The organism is Dyella sp. RRB7 (assembly GCF_022761115.1).
Lineage (GTDB): Bacteria > Pseudomonadota > Gammaproteobacteria > Xanthomonadales > Rhodanobacteraceae > Dyella.
The window spans coordinates 179,626-197,447 of record NZ_JAKWJS010000005.1 but is presented as its reverse complement, the minus strand read 5'-3'; the positions used below and the strand labels follow the sequence as shown (position 1 = coordinate 197,447).

At 57.6% G+C, this 17,822-nt stretch carries 11 protein-coding genes and 2 pseudogenes; 9 read left to right on the top strand and 4 right to left on the bottom strand.

What is annotated here, in order from left to right:
- Positions 1-34: 34 nt before the first annotated feature.
- The 9 genes and pseudogenes from MJ606_RS13395 to MJ606_RS13355 all read left to right on the top strand — a co-directional run bounded on the left by MJ606_RS13395 (position 35) and on the right by MJ606_RS13355 (position 10,122).
- Positions 35-781 (top strand): electron transfer flavoprotein subunit beta/FixA family protein, encoded by a 747-nt coding sequence (locus MJ606_RS13395; RefSeq protein ID WP_243050031.1) that lies wholly within the window; start codon positions 35-37, stop codon positions 779-781.
- An 80-nt stretch (positions 782-861) separates the two neighbouring features.
- Positions 862-1,806, top strand: a complete 945-nt coding sequence (locus MJ606_RS13390) for an FAD-binding protein (RefSeq protein WP_243050030.1) — start codon at positions 862-864, stop codon at positions 1,804-1,806.
- A 260-nt stretch (positions 1,807-2,066) separates the two neighbouring features.
- The gene (locus tag MJ606_RS13385; protein WP_243050029.1) at positions 2,067-3,059 is read left to right on the top strand and encodes a glycosyltransferase family 2 protein; all 993 of its coding nucleotides are present in this window, start codon (positions 2,067-2,069) and stop codon (positions 3,057-3,059) included.
- Complete coding sequence (locus MJ606_RS13380; protein WP_243050028.1) at positions 3,056-3,397, top strand: hypothetical protein; 342 nt, start codon at positions 3,056-3,058, stop codon at positions 3,395-3,397. Before MJ606_RS13385 ends, MJ606_RS13380 begins: the two co-directional genes overlap by 4 nt.
- 478 nt (positions 3,398-3,875) lie before the next feature.
- The gene (locus MJ606_RS13375; protein WP_243050027.1) at positions 3,876-5,975 is read left to right on the top strand and encodes a hypothetical protein; all 2,100 of its coding nucleotides are present in this window, start codon (positions 3,876-3,878) and stop codon (positions 5,973-5,975) included.
- Between the two features lie 151 nt (positions 5,976-6,126).
- Positions 6,127-7,283 (top strand): annotated as a pseudogene (locus tag MJ606_RS13370) (IS3 family transposase).
- A gap of 60 nt (positions 7,284-7,343) precedes the next feature.
- Positions 7,344-7,922: an integrase core domain-containing protein gene (locus MJ606_RS13365; protein WP_243050026.1), complete on the top strand. Its 579-nt coding sequence runs from the start codon at positions 7,344-7,346 to the stop codon at positions 7,920-7,922.
- Between the two features lie 23 nt (positions 7,923-7,945).
- A pseudogene (locus MJ606_RS13360) lies at positions 7,946-8,239 on the top strand (integrase core domain-containing protein); the annotation flags it as partial.
- Positions 8,240-8,436: 197 nt separating this feature from the next.
- Positions 8,437-10,122, top strand: coding sequence for a Wzt carbohydrate-binding domain-containing protein (locus MJ606_RS13355; protein ID WP_243050025.1), 1,686 nt, complete (start codon positions 8,437-8,439; stop codon positions 10,120-10,122).
- A 52-nt stretch (positions 10,123-10,174) separates the two neighbouring features.
- Here the strand turns inward: MJ606_RS13355 and MJ606_RS13350 are convergent, their stop codons facing one another.
- The 4 genes from MJ606_RS13350 to MJ606_RS13335 all read right to left on the bottom strand — a co-directional run bounded on the left by MJ606_RS13350 (position 10,175) and on the right by MJ606_RS13335 (position 17,802).
- Positions 10,175-11,524: a phosphomannomutase gene (locus MJ606_RS13350; protein WP_243050024.1), complete on the bottom strand. Its 1,350-nt coding sequence runs from the start codon at positions 11,522-11,524 to the stop codon at positions 10,175-10,177.
- 35 nt (positions 11,525-11,559) lie between these two features.
- On the bottom strand, positions 11,560-12,459 hold the full coding sequence (locus MJ606_RS13345) for a GDP-mannose 4,6-dehydratase (RefSeq protein WP_243050023.1): 900 nt from the start codon (positions 12,457-12,459) through the stop codon (positions 11,560-11,562).
- Positions 12,443-13,477 (bottom strand): GDP-mannose 4,6-dehydratase, encoded by a 1,035-nt coding sequence (gene gmd / locus MJ606_RS13340; RefSeq protein WP_243050022.1) that lies wholly within the window; start codon positions 13,475-13,477, stop codon positions 12,443-12,445. Before gmd ends, MJ606_RS13345 begins: the two co-directional genes overlap by 17 nt.
- Before the next feature lie 107 nt (positions 13,478-13,584).
- On the bottom strand, positions 13,585-17,802 hold the full coding sequence (locus MJ606_RS13335; RefSeq protein ID WP_243050021.1) for a glycosyltransferase: 4,218 nt from the start codon (positions 17,800-17,802) through the stop codon (positions 13,585-13,587).
- Between the last annotated feature and the right edge of the window lie 20 nt (positions 17,803-17,822).

Below are 17,822 nucleotides of genomic sequence, written 5' to 3'. Positions count from 1 at the left end.
TGCCTCGGCGGAACGCAACCCGAAGGACTCACACATGAAGATTCTTGTCGGCTACAAGCGCGTGGTGGACTACAACGTCCGCATTCAGGTCAAACCCGATGGGACCGGGGTGGTCACCGACGGCGTCAAGCTGTCCGCCAACCCCTTTGACGACATCGCCCTGGAAGAAGCGCTGCGCCTGCGCGAGAAGGGCCTAGCGGAAGAGGTCGTGGTGGTCGGCATCGGTCCGGCTGACCTGACGGCTCACCTGCGCAACGGCCTGGCCATGGGTGCCAATCGCGCCATTCATGTCGTTACCGCCGACGCCTTGCAGCCGCTCACCGCCGCCCGCGTGCTCCAGAAGCTGATCGAGAAAGAACAGCCGGGCCTGGTCATCCTGGGCAAGCAGGCCATCGACGACGATGCCAACCAGACCGGCCAGATGCTCGCCGCACTGTGGGATCGCCCGCAGGCCACCTTCGCCAGCAAGGTCGAGATCGCCGACGGCAAGGTCACGGTGACCCGCGAGGTCGACGCCGGCCTGGAAGTGATCGAAGCGGAACTGCCCGCCGTGATCACCACCGACCTGCGCCTCAACGAGCCGCGCTTCATCAAGCTGCCGGACATCATGAAGGCCAAGTCCAAGCCGATCGACACCATCGAGTTCGCGTCGCTGGGCGTCGAGAACAACGATCATCTCAAGACCACGCACTACGCCGCGCCGGCCAAGCGCAGCAAGGGCGTGATGGTGAAGGATGCGGCCGAACTGGTCGCGGCGCTGAAGCAGAAGGGGCTTTTGTGATCATCCCTGATCAAGCCCCGGCCATCCATGGCCGGACTTTTCAATAAAAGCCTCTTTGCCCCACGTTTGAGGGAACACTCATGAGCAAGATCCTCGTCATCGCCGAACACCTGGGCGGTAAGCTGAACCCCTCCACCGCACGCGCCGTGAGCGCCGCTGCGGCCATCAAGCCCGAAGCCATCGACGTGCTGGTGCTGGCCGACAACGCCGACGCCATCGCCGCCGAGGCAGCCAAGATCGATGGCGTGAGCCGCGTGCTCACCATCGCACGCGCCGAGAACGCGCACCCGCTCGCCGCCGTGCTGGCCCCGCAAATCGCCAAGGCCGCCGCCGGCTATAGCCACGTGTTTGCGCCGTCGACCACGTTCGGCAAGGACGTGCTGCCGCGTGTCGCCGCCCTGCTGGGCGTGGCCCAGGTCAGCGACGTGATGAGCGTGGAAGGCAGCCACACCTTCAAGCGCCCGATCTACGCCGGCAACGCCATCATTACCGTCGAAGCCGACACCGGCTCTACCGTGGTGGCCACCATCCGTACCGCCTCTTGGCCGGCGGCGGCCAACGGCGCCAACAGCGCACCGGTCGAAGCCATCACCGTCGACGACGCCCTGCCATCGCACACCCGCTTCGTCGAACTGCAATCGGGCAAGAGTGACCGCCCGGACCTGCAGAGCGCCAGCAAGGTCGTCTCCGGCGGCCGCGGCGTGGGTTCGAAGGAAAACTTCGAGATCATCTACAAGTTCGCCGACAAGATCGGCGCCGCCGTGGGCGCCTCGCGCGCCGCGGTCGATGCGGGCTACGTGCCGAGCGACCTGCAGGTGGGCCAGACCGGCAAGATCATCGCCCCCGAGCTGTACATGGCCATCGGCATCTCCGGCGCTATCCAGCATCTAACCGGTATCAAGGACGCCGGCACGATCGTGGCAATCAACAAGGATAGCGAGGCGCCGATCTTTGAGATTGCGGACATTGGCTTGGTGGGTGATCTGTTCAAGATCATCCCGGAGTTGGAACAGGCTATAGGCTAGCTCACTACTGAAATTCCGACGAATACCGTTAGCGTGCCCCGGTGCCCCAACCGGATTCGCGGGCATATCTCAACCAGAATGTTAGGCGAAGGACAACTAAAACGGCCCGCCTCATACTTGAATGAATGCTAGAGGGGCGTGAGGATGTGACGATAGTGAGACGGAGCACCACCTTCTCACCGCAATGAACGCCAACCGTTGGCTAAACATGCTGAGTAGGCATTATCCGTACAGCAAACAGGCTCGTACGAGAGGAAATCATGAGTAACCGTATTGGCGTCGTTATACCAAGCTACAAGGTCCGAACTCATATTCTCCAAGTGATTGCATCGATAGGAGAAGAGGTAGAGCGTATTTATGTGGTCGATGATTGTTGCCCGGACAAGAGCGGCGACTTCGTCGAGGCGAACTGCAATGATTCGCGCGTGGTGGTCATTCGCCACACGGAGAACCGGGGCGTGGGTGGCGCCGTTCTTTCAGGCTATCAAGCAGCCATCGCCGACGACATCCAGATTATCGTGAAGGTCGATGGTGACGGCCAAATGGATCCAGCCCTGATTCCAGACTTCGTCGCCCCCATCCTGCTTGGTGAGGCCGACTACACCAAAGGCAATCGGTTTTTTGACTTGGAAAAGATCCATGCCATGCCGAGGCTGCGACTGTTCGGAAATGCAGGGCTCTCGCTGCTTACCAAAATATCATCCGGCTACTGGGATCTCTTTGACCCGACCAATGGCTACACGGCCATCCACCGAGATGTGGCCAAACACCTCCCTTTTGACAGGATCAGCAGTCGCTACTTTTTTGAGACTGACATGCTATTCCGTCTAAATATCATGCGTGCTGTCGCCGTCGACGTGCCCATGCACGCCAAATATGGGGATGAAGTAAGCAACCTGAAGGTATCGGCAGTTATTGGCGAGTTCTTTGTCAAGAACATGTGCAACTTCTTCAAGCGGATCTTTTACAACTATTACCTACGCGACATGTCGCTGGCATCGTTCGAATTACCTATCGGAACGCTGTTGCTTTTATTCGGGCTGGTCTACGGTTGTTATCGCTGGATAGGTACCGCTCATGCGGGCATCGCTGCCACCAGCGGCACCGTCATGCTGGCCGCCATGCCGATCATCCTTGGCATGCAACTCATCCTCGCCTTTATCGGCTACGACATCAGTTCAACGCCAAAGCGTCCCATTCACTCCAAGTTGGGTCGAGACCCCCGACTCTTACCGAAGCGGGTTGCATCATGACTTACCTTGTAGCCCTCATTTGCGTCGTCGGTATCGCTACGGGACAAATACTTTTCAAGCTTAGCGCCGTGTCGTTGAAGAAATCCGGCAGTTTTTTCGACTCAGCCACGCTAATGCTGTTATTTGCCTCATTCGCGCTCTATGGTTTCATGACTATCGCCTGGATATGGGTGCTTCAGAAAGCCGATCTAGGCAAGGTCTATCCCTTGATGGCCCTAGCTTTCATCATTGTTCCCTTTGGCAGTCACCTCGTTTTCGGTGAACGTTTCCAGATGTCTTATTTTTTCGGCGTCGCCCTGATAATGTCAGGCATAGTCGTTGCTGTTCGCTCAACCTGACGCACTCAACGGCACAATAGAGGCACAAGACTCTCGAAGCGGTCGAAGGTTGTCTGAGCTACTTACGAGCTGGCCTCCTTTACCCGAAATGCAGCAGCTTCAAGGCTAGCCGCGGTTACGGAAGGGGAATCCCGCAGCACAATACCTCATAACCAGGAGTGAAGGCACTGGCGGGCGAGTCTTCATGGACTAGGCTCAAACGGCCTCAACGAGCCCCCATTGGGTGACCTCTCATGTCACTGGTCACTGAGCATTCAGGCCATCCCAATCGCAGTCCCTCGACCGACGGCGTAGCCTCAGCCCGTCGACAAACCATCTTAACGAGAAGCCTCGCATCAGCGATGATGGCTCTTACGCGAACTGGCTCATAGCTTTTGGTGGACTCTCGCCCGCCAAGACGTCATGGCATCATCAGCCTACTTGTTTTTCAGGTGACTCGACAAAACGAGGATCCTTCACCCGTTTTGAGACCACGAAATTGAAAAAATTTCACATTCAAAAACAGAGTTATTGGCCCTTTGCACTAGCAGTTGCCAGCGCCTTGATTTTCTTGATGATTGTCATAAGGAATACCGGGCTGTACGCCTCCGTTTTTGGCGATGAATGGACATATAGTGTTTCATCAAGACTCACCCCCCTCGGGAAGTCGCCAATTCCATCGTACCTCTATTTGTGGGTATATCGGTTGACAAACACATGCGGCAGCGGCTTCTTGGAGTGCGCAAGGATACTCAATGCAGCCTTCTTCGTCGCAACCACGCCATTTATCTACCTGTCATTCCGACGCTTTGCGCAGCCCGGTATCGCCTCGGCACTCGCGCTTATTTCCATTTGCGGCCCCATAAGCACCTTCACGGCATATTTCATGCCGGAGTCGATGTACTTCTTCGTTTTTTGGGCTTTCCTCTATTTCGCACTGGTGAGTTGCGCAACCCCAAGCGTCAGATACAGCCTCATTATCGGCACCATCCTCGGACTGGCATGTCTGATCAAGGTTCACGGACTTTTCCTTCTCGGCGCGTACTCCGCGTTCAGGTCGATATCGACGTTTACGTTCTCTACATCGGCGAAATTCAAGGCCGCGGCACGCGAACTTGCAGCAACCTGGGCGGCGTGCTTCTTAGTTCGCCTACTTCTGGGATACATCCTCGCGGGTCACCATGGATTGAACCTACTTGGTGATTTCTATCTTGAACAGGCGCACAGGACCGAGGCTCGCAGCCCACTCACCGAGATAATTCATAACGCCGCGGTTTCGGGGCTCGGTCATACGCTCGCCATTTGCTTAATGATCGGCCCGCTGCTGATCGGATTCATTTCGATCCTCCTGAGTACTTCGGGGGAGTCCTCGAGCACGCGCAAGCGAGTAGCTATCCTTTGCTTGTGCATCCTGGGCATTCTCGTCGCCATCACCGCGTATTTCACCGGAACGGTTTCCGCCGGCCCATCAGCCGAGAGCATGTATAGGCTACATCTTCGTTACTACGATTTTTGTCTGCCAGCCATGTTGCTGGGAGGACTAGCCTGTCACCGAGGTGATGCGTCCGACTCGAAATACAAATGGCTATTTAATCTTTTCGTGATTGCGGTCGCGTTCATTGCCCTAGCGGGTGCAACCAAATACCTTCGCGGCTATACGCCATTTCTTGTAGATTCACCTGAACTCACATGGATTAGCGGCCACTCGCGCGTATTAATCTTTATGGGCACTATGTGCGCCCTAAGTTCGCTTTTCTTCTTGGTACCGAATAGTCGCGTCACGATTCCCTTTGCATTGATGTATTACGGCCTCTTTACAGTGGTATCCATGCCCACGGCATACCGTGAACTAGCCACAAGGGCGAATTCAGATTCTTATACCAGGGCTGGTTCGCTGGCCAAGATGTTATACCCCGATTCGATTCAGAGCAGCCAATTCATCGGCAATGACGCGCTGGCCTTGTACAAGGCCAGATTTAACGCCGATGCAATAGGAGCAGGAGTCATACAGCTTCCCAATGGGGCGAATCTCGATTCAGTGCTTAGCCAAGGCAAAGATGTCACCGTCGCGTTCAATGACATCACCTTACCCCCTGGCACCTATACCAACGAATACGATTTTGATGGATTCCGCATATACAAGACGTGCCGCACCAACCGGATCGACTTCGGCTCACCAGAGCACTCCGATCTCGTCCAGATGACAGCAGGGTTGAGCAATCAAGAAAACTTTGGTCGATGGTCAGATGGTCCGCGAGTAACCATAGATCTCGCCCAGCCCCTTCCAGACCGCATAACACTGGCTCTCACGGCGGCAGCCTATGGCGACAATGCCAAAATTCCGTTTCAAGTCATGATAGGAAAGGTGACCAAGTCAGTTGCCATCGGCGACTCAGTCAGCACACATACACTTGATTTCGAAGGCGTCGCCAATGAGAAGACCATTATCATTGTCATTCCAAAACCCACCTCGCCATACGAGTTAGGCATGAGTCCGGACAAACGAATGCTTGGCATAGCGCTGAAGGATTTAGAAGTTATCCCCACCAATACGAACGGCGACACTGGCGCTCAAAGCATTCGTTACTGCAAAAAATAATGAGAAGCCCGTCGAAAGCGATGGGGGTATCGGCTATTCTCGTGCACAGATTGATGGAGCCGGGCACCCACTCCAAGAGCGGCGGCGTCTGGACTGCGGCCGGTTTCACAGGCACCGAGTTTAGGTGGGATGATGAAACCGGAGGTGGTTTATGGGAACACGAAGGACGTTCAGTCGCGAGTTCAAGCTTGAAGCGGTGCGACTGGTTAACGAGCGCGGTGTAGCGGTGGCGCAGGCGGCCCGTGATCTGGGGCTGCATGAGAACGTGCTGCGCAAATGGGTACGTGAGCTGTTGGCCAATCCCCAGCAGGCGTTTCCTGGGCAAGGGCAGATGAAGCCCGAGCAAGCGGAGATTGAGCGACTGAAGAAGGAAGTCGCCAAGCTCAAGATGGAGCGCGACATCCTGAAAAAAGCCGCGGCCTATTTCGCCAGGGAGTCGACGTGAAGTTCGGCTTCGTGGCGAAGCACCGAGGGGCCTGGCCGGTGGCATTAATCTGTGAGGCGCTCGGTGTCTCGCGCAGCGGGTTCTACGCATGGCTCGTTCGGCCGCGCAGTCAGCGCCAATGGGATGACGAGGTGCTGGGCCAGCAGGCCCGGCAGAGCTTTCTCGATAGCGATCGGACCTACGGCGCGCGCCGCGTCTGGCGCGATGTGCTCGAAGCGGGACATCGGTGCGGCCTGCATCGCGTCGAGCGGCTGATGCGCATCCAGGGGCTACGCGCTCGACCACGGCGACGTGGCTTGCCCATCGACCAAGGCGAGCGACCCCGTGGAGCGATCGCGCCCAATCTGCTCGATCGACAATTCCAGGCGACCGCGCCGAACCAGAAGTGGGTCGCCGACTTCACGTACCTGTGGACGGCCGAAGGTTGGCTGTATGTGGCCGCCGTGCTGGATCTGTATTCGCGTCGCGTTGTCGGTTGGTCGATGCAGTCGCAGATGACGGCGCAGCTGGTGACCGATGCGTTGATGATGGCCGTGTGGCGCCGACGACGGCCCGAGTCGGTGATGCATCACTCCGATCGTGGCAGCCAATACACCAGTGATCGCTTCCAGCGCCTGCTCGGCGAACTGGGCATCACCTGCAGCATGAGCCGCTCGGGCAATTGCTAGGACAACTCGGCCATGGAGAGCTTCTTCAAATCGCTCAAGGTCGAACGCACTGACAACAAGGTATATCGCACAAGGGCCGAGGCGAAGGCCGATGTCTTCGACTACATCGAAAGGTTCTACAACAGCAAACGACGCCACTCGACCATCGGCTACGTCAGTCCGATACAGTTCGAGCAGCAGATGGCATTAGCTTAAGGTGGTGTCTACCGAACCGGCCGCAGTCCATTCGGTAAGACCCGTAGTTGGCGGGTCTACGTGGCCCTGAAGCTAAACCTGCCGCGTCGAGGCAAGCGGCGCCTGCCTGATCGCATCCGCGAACCGCTGGAGATTCCCATGCATGCCAATCACACTTGGTCGGCTGATTTCATGAGCGACGCGCTGTGGTCGGGCCGACGCTTTCGCACCTTTAACGTCAACGATGGTTTCAATCGCCAGTCGCTGCGTATCGAGATCGATACAAGCCTTCCCTCGCAACGCGTTATCCGCGTACTGGACGAGCTTGTCGAGCTTCGCGGCGCTCCGCGACGACTGCGATTGGACAACGGCCCGGAGTTCATCAGTGCGACGATCAAGCAATGGGCGCGACGTCACGGCGTCGAATTGCTGCATATCCAGCCAGGCAAGCCCACTCAGAACGCGTATATCGAGCGCTTCAACCGCACCTTCCGCACCGAAGTGCTGGACCGCTACGTCTTCACCACGCTGGCCGAAGTCCGACGCATGACCGACGACTGGCAACACCGCTACAACCATGACCGACCGCATCGCTCTCTCGACGGTCTGTCGCCCATCCGCTATGCCATGGCATCATCTACCACCTATACTTCTGAATGACTCGAAAGTACGAGGATGCTTCAAGCGAGTTCGCCGGAAAGGTGATGGATCGCTGGGCCTACGAAAATGGCGTGGAGCTGGACTTCTCTCGACGCGGCACGCCGACTGACAACGCGTTGGTGGAAAGCTTCAATGGCCGGCTTCGGCAGGAGTGCTTGAACGAGCACTGGTTCTTGTCGCTGGAGGATGCACGGAGCAAAATCGCAGCGTGGCGGCGCTTCTATAACGAGGATCGTCCCCACTCTGCACTGGCATGGAAAACACCTGCTGAATTCGCCCGAGAATACGGGTCCCAAGCGAATTCACAGGCGCCGTAAACGGTCGGATTCTCTACCGACTGTTGGCCTAGAAAACGGGGGTGGGTCAACCGATTGACCCGCCACGGCGGACTAGCAGGAGTTCGTGGCAACCGTTAGGCGGGTTCGCAGACCCAGTCACGTTTTGGCGGTACAAATGTGTCATATTCCTTACGGCTGCATGTCATCCCGCCCGCCACCTAGCCGTTAAAACAGCCATGAAAGATATTCTCCACTTCCATCTGCCAAGGACAGGCGGCACGGCACTACGTCTTTTTTTTGTCGACCAGGTCGGTGAGAGCCACGTTTCCAAGCCGATCACTGGCATGAAGTTGCGTGATGCGCTCTTGCAGTGGGAGCACGTGCCTGTGATCAGCGGCCATCTTGCGGCCTTTCAGGGTGATCGTCTGCCGCGGGAGCGCTACGCGATCACGGTTTTGCGCAACCCAGTTGACCGGTTCATTTCCGAGCACTTCTTCAAGAAATACAACAATGCCAGCCGCGTGATCGACACGTCGCTTCAGCAATCCTGCTTCGATGAGTGCCTTGAGCAGTACAGCAACGCGACGGGGACAGGAAGCCTTGTACAGTTGGATATGTTGGCACCACTCGGGCTTGGGCGCACCGCCAATCCCAGCATCGAAGAGCAGCTTCAGGCGGCGCGTGATGCCCTCGACGACTTCAACGCCGTAGGTGTACAGGAGGAACTCGAAGACTTTACCTTGATGCTCTGCGCTGAGTTCGGATGGACACCTAGAGAGGTGCCCCGCTCAAACCCGGCGATGCAGCGCCTGACGATGGACGAGCTCACCGAACGACAGCGACGGACCCTGTACCAGCTGCTCGAACCGGAGTTGGCTCTCTACAACCAAGCGCTCGCTCGCTTTCGGAAAGATCGGCGTCGCTACCTCGCGATGGCCAACAGCGGAAGTGCCCCCGCACCAGTCGTGGCGGAGCAGGACAGACTTCCCTTGCCTTTCTCCCGGGAGCCGGAAGCTCAGTCGCCACTCGAATTTGGCGATCGCCGCTGCGAGATCTTAGGCATCGATACGATCGGCGCTATGTTGGGGCCGAATGCCGCAATGTCGGGCGAGCGTGTCGCCATCAAGGTCCGTTTCGTTGCACATGAGGCCATTGATCGGCTCAACATCGGCATCGCCATCAAGGACGAGCGTGGCGGCCTGGTGTTCGGTACCAACGCGCTGCAGTTAGGGCAGCGCTATGCAGTGCAGCCGGGCACTTATGAGGTGACATTCAGCATGCTCAACCGATTGGGTTGTGGCCATTACCAACTGGATGCTGCACTCGTGCGAGGCGCGACACACTTTGACGGTTGTTACCACTGGCGTGAGCAGGCGGGCAAATTGGAAGTGCCTAGCGCCGCTGTTGGGCATTTTATCGGCCGCTTGATGATGGATCCCTCGATCGAGCTGGCTGGCTCCACGCCTGAGGCTACATGGTCAGCGGATACAGCGATCGCAGCCTCCGGTATCTCCGGTTCTTTTGGCGCCATGAACGACGCTCTGGCCGATTTCCGCGCATCTCTGAAACCTATGGCACATCTGCAGAGCATGGAGCCCGCCGTCGATGCGCTTTTGCAGGTGTGGGCTATCAATCAGAGCGATGTAACTTGGCCCTCCACGGGCCGTAACCCCGTCAATGCGTCCTATCGCTGGCTGACCACCGAGGGGGAAATCGAGGTGGCTGATGGTCTACGCACGGGACTACCTGAGGACCAGGGTCCTTCCTTGGCCGCCATCATTCCCTTGCATATCCACTCACCCGCGAAGCCTGGCCATTACTTGCTGCAGGTATCGCTAGTGCAAGAGCAGAACGCTTGGTTCGTGGACCACAATCCCGACTCCGGCTTCACACTGCCCATCGAAATCCGCGCCAACGCCTGAGGCGTGAACCGAGGGAGACCAGCTCAACGGGCCGGTTTCCCAGCGAGAAGTATCAGTGCGTCTCGATCAGCTGCCGCAGCTCTTCTGTCTTGGCCTGCATCAACTGCGAATCAGCCTTCGCCTCCACGTTGAGCCGCAGAAGCGGCTCAGTGTTGGACGAGCGTAGATTGAAGCGCCAGTCGGCGAACTCCATGCTCACACCATCGATATGACTAATGTGCCCATCGCCGTTGGTGTAATGTGCCACGACACGATCCACAGTTGCCGCTGCGTCTTCAACACGAAAATTAATCTCGCCGCTGCACGGGAATGCGGCGATGCGCTCGGCCAGCATGTCCTTTAGCGATGTGCCAGTCTTGCTGATGCGCTCGGCAATGAGCAGCCATGGAATCATGCCCGAATCGCAATAGGCGAAATCGCGGAAATAGTGGTGGGCGCTCATCTCTCCACCGTAGATCGCGTCCTCTGCTCGCATACGCTCTTTGATGAAGGCATGACCGGTCTTGCTCTCGATGGCGACGCCGCCCGCCTGCTCGACCATGTCGATCGTATTCCAGGTCAAGCGCGGGTCATGGATGATCTTCTCGCCCTTGTGCTTCTCTAGCAGCTGCGCGGCAAGCAAACCCACCAGGTAGTAGCCTTCAATGAAGCTGCCCTCATTGTCGAAGAAGAAGCAGCGATCGAAGTCGCCATCCCAGGCGATACCGAAATCCGCTTTGGAGGCAATGACCGCATCCGTTGTTGCCTGGCGATTCTCCGGCAACAGCGGGTTTGGGATGCCATTGGGGAAGCTGCCATCAGGCTCATGACAGATGCGCACGAACTCGAACGGCAGGTGCTTGGCTAGCTCGTCCACGATCAGTCCGGCACCACCGTTGCCCGCATTGACGACGATACGCAGCGGCTTGAGCTCTGCGACATTCACGTATCTGAGCAGGTGTGCGATGTAGGCGCTCTTGTCGACATCCTGCTTGACGCTACCGATGGCGCCATTGGCGGTGAAATGCCCCGCTTCGACGAGCGTCGCGATCTGCCCCAGACCACTATCGCCACTGATGGGGCGCGCGCCTTCGCGCACGAGCTTCATGCCGTTGTAATCGATCGGGTTGTGGCTCGCCGTCACCATGATGCCGCCCGCGACGCCACGATGAGCAGTCTGAAAGTAGACCTCTTCGGTGCCACACAGGCCGATGTCGACTACGTCGCAACCGCCTTCGCTGAGGCCATCGGATAGTGCCTTGGCCAGAGTGGGGCTGGCCAACCTCACGTCATATCCAACGACAACGTCACCCTTGCCCACAACCTCGGCATAGGCGCGCCCGATACGATGTGCCATTACTTCGTTCAGCTCATCAGGGAGCCGCCCACGAATGTCGTAGGCCTTAAAACATTTCAGGGTCATGCGTTGTGCTCTCCCGACTTTCGTTGCACGCCACGTCAGGCGCTGTACATCCAGGCAAGCGTGCGCTCGAACGGCATGATGTCGAGCGGCCCGATCAGCCTTTCCAGTTTCTGGTTGGAGCCGCGCAGCCTAAGCACGTCGTTCGCACGCACGAAGGCCGGATTCACGCGGATATCTATTTGATAGTTGGCCAACCCTTCGAGCATATGCACGACTTCCGTCAACGTGTGTGCCACACCAGAGCATATGTTGACGATCTCGCCGAAGACCTGTGCCTCGATCAGGCGCCGGTAGGCATTGGCCACGAATCGCACATCCTGGAAGTCGCGAGCCACCTGGATATTACCCAACTCGATGGCGCGCTCCTGCCGCCTGAAATGATTGACGATCTTCGGCAGCAGGAACTTCTCGCTCTGCCCCACGCCCGTGTAGTTGAAGGGCCGGGCCAGAATGATGGGCAGCTTGTCCATCCATAGTCTGGCCATGTATTCCATGGCCAGCTTGCTCACCGCGTAGTCGTTCGCCGGTGCCACGGAGGTCTCTTCAGTCAGCAGCTCTTCCTCGCTGTTGCCGTAGACATTCGCGCTGCTGGCCAACAATATGGCGCGCGGTGCGCGCGGCGACGCAGCCAGCGCCTCAAGAAGGTTGCGCGTGCCATAGACATTGGTCCGGTAGATGGCATCCGCATCACCGTGAGCCACAAAAGCGATCGCCGCGAGATGCACGACCACGTCCGGCTGGACTTGCTGCACTACCGCGGTCACGGCCTCCCTGTCGCACAGGTTGGCCGCATGCACGTCGGGCCCCGCCTCGTGAGAAAGCCCCACGACGTGGTAGCCGGCCTCAACAAGCTCGGCTCGGATATAGTACCCGGTGAACCCGTGGATGCCCGTGACGAGAGCGACCGGCTTGCTGTTGTCAGAAGGACTGGCCACGCTCGTTCCGGCGAATGTCGGCCTCAACCATCATGCGGCACAGTTCCTCCAAGCCCGTCTTGGGCTTCCAACCAAGCTTGCTGCTGGCCTTTTCCGGATCGCCGATGAGCAACTCCACCTCGGCAGGACGGTAGAACTTCGGATTGATGCGAACCATCGTTTTGCCGGTAGCCTGGCAAATACCCACCTCGTTCTCGGCAGCGCCTTCCCAACGGATCGTTACGCCAGCAGCCTGGAAGGCCAGGGAAACAAAATCCCGCACCGTCACCGTGCGGTTGGTAGCCAACACATAGGTTTCGGGCTCGTCTGCCTGCAGCATGCGCCACATTCCCTCGACGTACTCTCTGGCAAAGCCCCAATCGCGTTGCGCGTCCAGATTGCCCAACTCGAGCACATCAACCTTGCCGAGCTTGATCTTGGCCACGGTGTCAGTGATTTTACGCGTAACAAATTCTCGTCCGCGCAACGGTGATTCGTGATTGAACAAGATACCGCTGCAACCGAAGATGCCATAGGATTCGCGATAATTCACCGTGATCCAATGGGCATAGAGCTTCGCCACGCCGTAAGGGCTCCGCGGATAGAACGGCGTGTCTTCCTTCTGAGGCACAGCCTGCACCTTGCCAAACATCTCCGACGTAGATGCTTGGTAGAAGCGAATGGCTGGATTGACGACTCGAATCGCTTCGAGCAGGTGGAGCGCACCCACGCCAGTGATTTGCGCAGTGGTACCCGGCTGATCGAACGACACACCGACGAAGCTTTGTGCGGCGAGGTTATACACCTCGGTAACACCACTCGTCTGCAGCAAACGGATGGCCGAACCAAGGTCGGTCAGATCGAACTCGACCAAATCGAGGTTGGGGTGGTCCGCAATGCCCAACTCCTCAAGTCGCCAGAAGTTGACAGAGCTGGTGCGGCGATACGTGCCAAACACCTTGTAACCCTTCTGCAATAGGAGCTCGGCGAGATATGCACCGTCCTGCCCCGTGATTCCAGTAATCAACGCAGATTTCATGCTTTGAACTCTCAATTTCCTGAATTATCTTCGATGTCAACGCGCCGCGTATGACGTCCAATTTATCTTGGCACGTCGATCGAAGACTCCCTTAAAAAGTATTTAACTTAGCACAATCTAGCTGGCTCCTCAGGGGAAACCCAGGAGAAAGCAAACTCCTTCACGGCAAGGCCCAGAAGACGGTCATCAGACGACTGTCCCAATGCATTGGGCGCAATGACGTCCCTCTGTATCACCGTTAGCTCCAGGCTTGACCACACGAGGAAGCGTTCAGGCGGAATGATCCAATGAAGCTCCTTGACATCTTCACCATACTCGTGGACCCAGCTACCGAGCGGCTCGTCATTAACATGCAACTCAAACGTCTGCCGGGGATGTGAAGGACATACAAAAGCCCTAGCTACCAGCGAAAGCTTCATCCCTGAGCCATTTGGAGGCTGAATACTCACCTTCAGCCTGGCCAGCGGCCCGACTGCCCAGCAACCCCACGATTCTGGGCTGGACCATCCTTGGAGGAGCAATTCGGAAGAAGCCTGCGCTAGGTCAAGCACGAGCCCGTGGGGGCCGACGACGGATCGTTGCACCTTGTGGTAGAGCCAATGAGAATGGCTGGTTTCAGTCAGCATCGCCCAAATGGTCTGCGCACTTTCCCGCCATGAAAGTGGCGATATGGGAACGGAACTTGGCGCCACGTCACTGCGCTTCAGCAGGAGCCATTCTAAGATCGACCGACGCAAGCCTTCAGCATCGCCATCAGGGAAATAATGTGCATTGTCGCCAGCGACTTCACGAAACACCGGTAGATCACGCGTAATTACAGGGATGCCATGCAGTGCCGCCTCGATAATCGGCAGGCCAAATCCCTCTCCTTCCGATGCTACGAGAAGTGCAGCCGCTGCCTGATATAGCGCCCGAAGTTCCTGATCATCGATACCGGTGAGCCAATGCAGACGATTTCCATGTTCTGGATGTGAACGAAGCTGCTCCCCAAATGCGTCCATCATCCAGCCAAGCTTTCCGACAATCACTAGATTGACATCCTGACCATCGGTCCATAGGCGCTCAAATGCCTGCAACGCCAGCCGATGCCCCTTGCGTGGCTCGATGGTTCCCACCATCAACATAGTGGGGGCCGAGCGCATGCGCTCAATGGTTGCCAATACCTGGGTCGATAGCTGCCGGCTTGTAGCAGCCTCTACCGCTCGCCCGGCATCAAGTTCAGCCCCTAGATAGGAGTAGCCAATATGTAGCGGTCGATTGCGCAGCACATCCTGCGTGCTCAACCAATCTTTCAGCTCCCGAGCCACCGTCTTGGAAATGCAGATCACCCCATCGGCACAGCTAGCAATACTCTTGAGCCAGGCGCCATGCATCCGATCAATGCCTGCCGGGAAGAAGTCAGGACGCAGCACTGGAAGAAGGTCGTAAACAAGGAAATAAACTAGTGCTCCCCGATCTCGCCAGTACTGAAACAATGCTTGATTGCCGGGCACGACATCGGCCACCCAATCCAGACCAAAAAAAATATCGCCCGGAGACACTTCGATGATCTCTTCTGGCATACCCAGATCATCCAGCCCTAGCAGATGGCAAGCATATTCGCGGCAGTAGACGTAATGGCCTTCATGGAAGCGCACCAGTTCCACGCAAACATCATCGAAGCTACCGCCAAGCAGTTCCCTGGCAATGTTTCGGGTGACGCGTTCGATGCCCGTTTTAAGATCGCTTCGCACGACCGCTGTGACATCGACGAAGAGCTTACGACGGCCGCGCTGTGCTCGGTTGCCACGCATAGCCACAGCCACGCTCCAAAGCTGCTCGTCACGAAGTCCGTCAACAGCGACAAGATGATGGGAGAGCTCTTGCTCCCTGGCTAGAAAATGGGATGAGGCGAAATCCTCGATAGCGCTGTGGTACTCAGCCGCAACCGCTGCAGGGTGATGGCGTGTATCGATAAGGTAGCGAGCCCGATCCGATAAGTACCGCCGCTTGTCCGGATTACCATAAAGCGCCTGCAGGGTTGCGGAGAGTTCCGCGTCGTCGAAGGCGTCCGGCAACATGCAGACCGCATCCGGGTCGAGTTCGGCAAACGTCGCATGCGCGTTCACCACGACAGGAAGACTTTGGGCCATGCAGTCATACACTGCGGCTGACGTTTCGCCACGCGACTCAGTTCGCAACTGCACGGCAAGATCGGCGGCTTCCAGCCACGCGTGGTAATGCTCATGGTCGACAAATCCCGTAATACGGATACGGTCAGCCGCCAGACTCCCACGCAGGGTGGTCAACAGGTCGTTGCCGTAGTCACCGCCATGGTTCTCGCCCACGAAAACTAGATGGCAACGCTCGTCTGAAGCCAAGGGACTTTTCAGCCACGCCGACAGCAGGCGATGGTTAAGCTTGGTCGGGGCCACCATGCCAAAACTGCAGACAACGAAGTCGCCCGACTGCAACCCCAACGCCTTGCGCGAGGTTTCGCGTGTGCTCGCACGGCGGCGCTTCGGGAAAGCGACCCGACGCATCTCGCTGGCCACTTCTGGACCGTAGAACCTTCCTGCCTGATCAATCGCATACTGCGAATGCACCAACACGCCCGCCGCCGATTCCAGAACCTCCCAACTGCTCGGATAATTCTGCACTGACCATGCACGGCCGTTGGCCCGGTCTGCCAGCAAGGCGCAATATCCATGGGCGCGGTAGAGTCGCTGCAGATACTCTCGGTCGCCACCGGCACGAGCAGCGCGCCATTGGCTTAGGGCGCCGATAAAGGAATCGTGCAAGACGACGGCACCTGGTATTTCCCTCATCAGCTCAAGCTGATAAAGGTGAAAGGCAGAGTTACCGAATTGATAGAGAACACGGTCGAAGCGATGCGCGTTGGCGCGAAACCACGACGCGTCACGAACAGGGTAGTTCGCCCGCACCCATGGATCGTCTACGGTCTTCTGGTCGACCACCACGTCGATATCATAGTAACGCTCTAGGCTCGGCAGCAGTTCTACACTGTAGTCGGCGATACCGGTACGCTCTGGCGGGAGAGGCGAGACAAAAGCAAGACGTGGCCTCGCCACACTATTGTGATCGCTAGATTGTGCGGACCGCACGCGCATTGCCGATCGAACTCTCGATTCAAACGCCTCCATCACTCGCTGGGCGCTCGATTCCCAGGAAAACCTCTTCGCCTGCGTCAGACCATGGGCGCGGAAAGCCTCCGACATCGTACGATCACGCAAAACAACTGCCATCTTACTCGCGAGTCCCGATGCCTCGGTTGGCGAGAACAGCATATCCTCATGCCGAACCACTTCGGGAATGCTGGTGGCATTCGCGGCCAGCACAGGCGCACCGCACGCCATAGCCTCCAGGACAGGGAGGCCGAAGCCTTCCTGGAGAGAGGGAAACACAAACAGCGAGCACAGGTTATACAGCGCGACGAGGTCTTCGTCCGTGAGCTTCCCCGTAAACACCACATCCTTCATGCCAAGGCCCAGACTGGAGGCAAGCGAACGCAGCGCGGCCTCTTGGGTGGCCGTGATCTTGCCGCCGAGCACCAGCGTGTGCTGACTTCGCAGATCCCTAGGCATGTCAGCAAACGCGCGTACGAGCAGCTCCACATTCTTGCGGCCATCGAATCCGCCGACATAAAGAACGAAGGGCGCATTCAGCCCAGACGAATCGCGAAAGCGCCGTTTTTCTTTATCCGCTAGCTGCCGGAAACGACTATCGGCCGCGCTTGAAATCGTATAAGTACGCTCCGGCGCAATGTTGAGTAGCTCAATGGCTTCCTCGCGCGCATATTCGGAGATAGCTAGTAGCAGATCAGCCCGCTGCAGCTGGCTGAGTTTGCGGTAGTACCACGAACGGACAGCCGGATCCCCGAGGTGCTCTTGCTTGTCAGATAGAGGAATCAGATCGTAGAGTGTCACCGCTTGCGTCGCACTAGTCGGAAGGCGGCCAATTGATGTAACACTATCGTCGAGCCACCCTTCGAATAGGCTGCTGCACCAGACGACATCTGGGTTGAGTCCACGCAGGAAGTCCTCGCGTAGCAACTCGCCAACTTCCATGCCCCGCCGGTTGGCAGGATGCATGGCCGCCGCGTGCCCAGGAATCGCGAATGACACAATCCGGCTCGGTGGAATCATCTCGCCAAAAGCCCCTCGAATCGCTTCGACATGGCCGAGATTGGCGTTGGTCGCTATCCACACTTCATGCTTGCCAGCAGCCTCACGCACAAAAGCTTTGACCAGTGCGTCGGTATGCCTACCGATACCCCGGTGCCGACTCTCGCTTTGCGCACCCTGTAGATCAATGACGATTCTCATCGGCGAATCACCTGCACCAA

Bases quoted from the DNA above. Each gene is read 5' to 3' on its own strand.
- MJ606_RS13395 (WP_243050031.1), top strand. From the start codon at position 35: ATGAAGATTCTTGTCGGCTACAAGCGCGTGGTGGACTACAACGTCCGC.
- MJ606_RS13390 (WP_243050030.1), top strand. From the start codon at position 862: ATGAGCAAGATCCTCGTCATCGCCGAACACCTGGGCGGTAAGCTGAAC.
- MJ606_RS13385 (WP_243050029.1), top strand. From the start codon at position 2,067: ATGAGTAACCGTATTGGCGTCGTTATACCAAGCTACAAGGTCCGAACT.
- MJ606_RS13380 (WP_243050028.1), top strand. From the start codon at position 3,056: ATGACTTACCTTGTAGCCCTCATTTGCGTCGTCGGTATCGCTACGGGA.
- MJ606_RS13355 (WP_243050025.1), top strand. From the start codon at position 8,437: ATGAAAGATATTCTCCACTTCCATCTGCCAAGGACAGGCGGCACGGCA.
- MJ606_RS13350 (WP_243050024.1), bottom strand. From the start codon at position 11,524: ATGACCCTGAAATGTTTTAAGGCCTACGACATTCGTGGGCGGCTCCCT.
- gmd (WP_243050022.1), bottom strand. From the start codon at position 13,477: ATGAAATCTGCGTTGATTACTGGAATCACGGGGCAGGACGGTGCATAT.
- MJ606_RS13335 (WP_243050021.1), bottom strand. From the start codon at position 17,802: ATGAGAATCGTCATTGATCTACAGGGTGCGCAAAGCGAGAGTCGGCAC.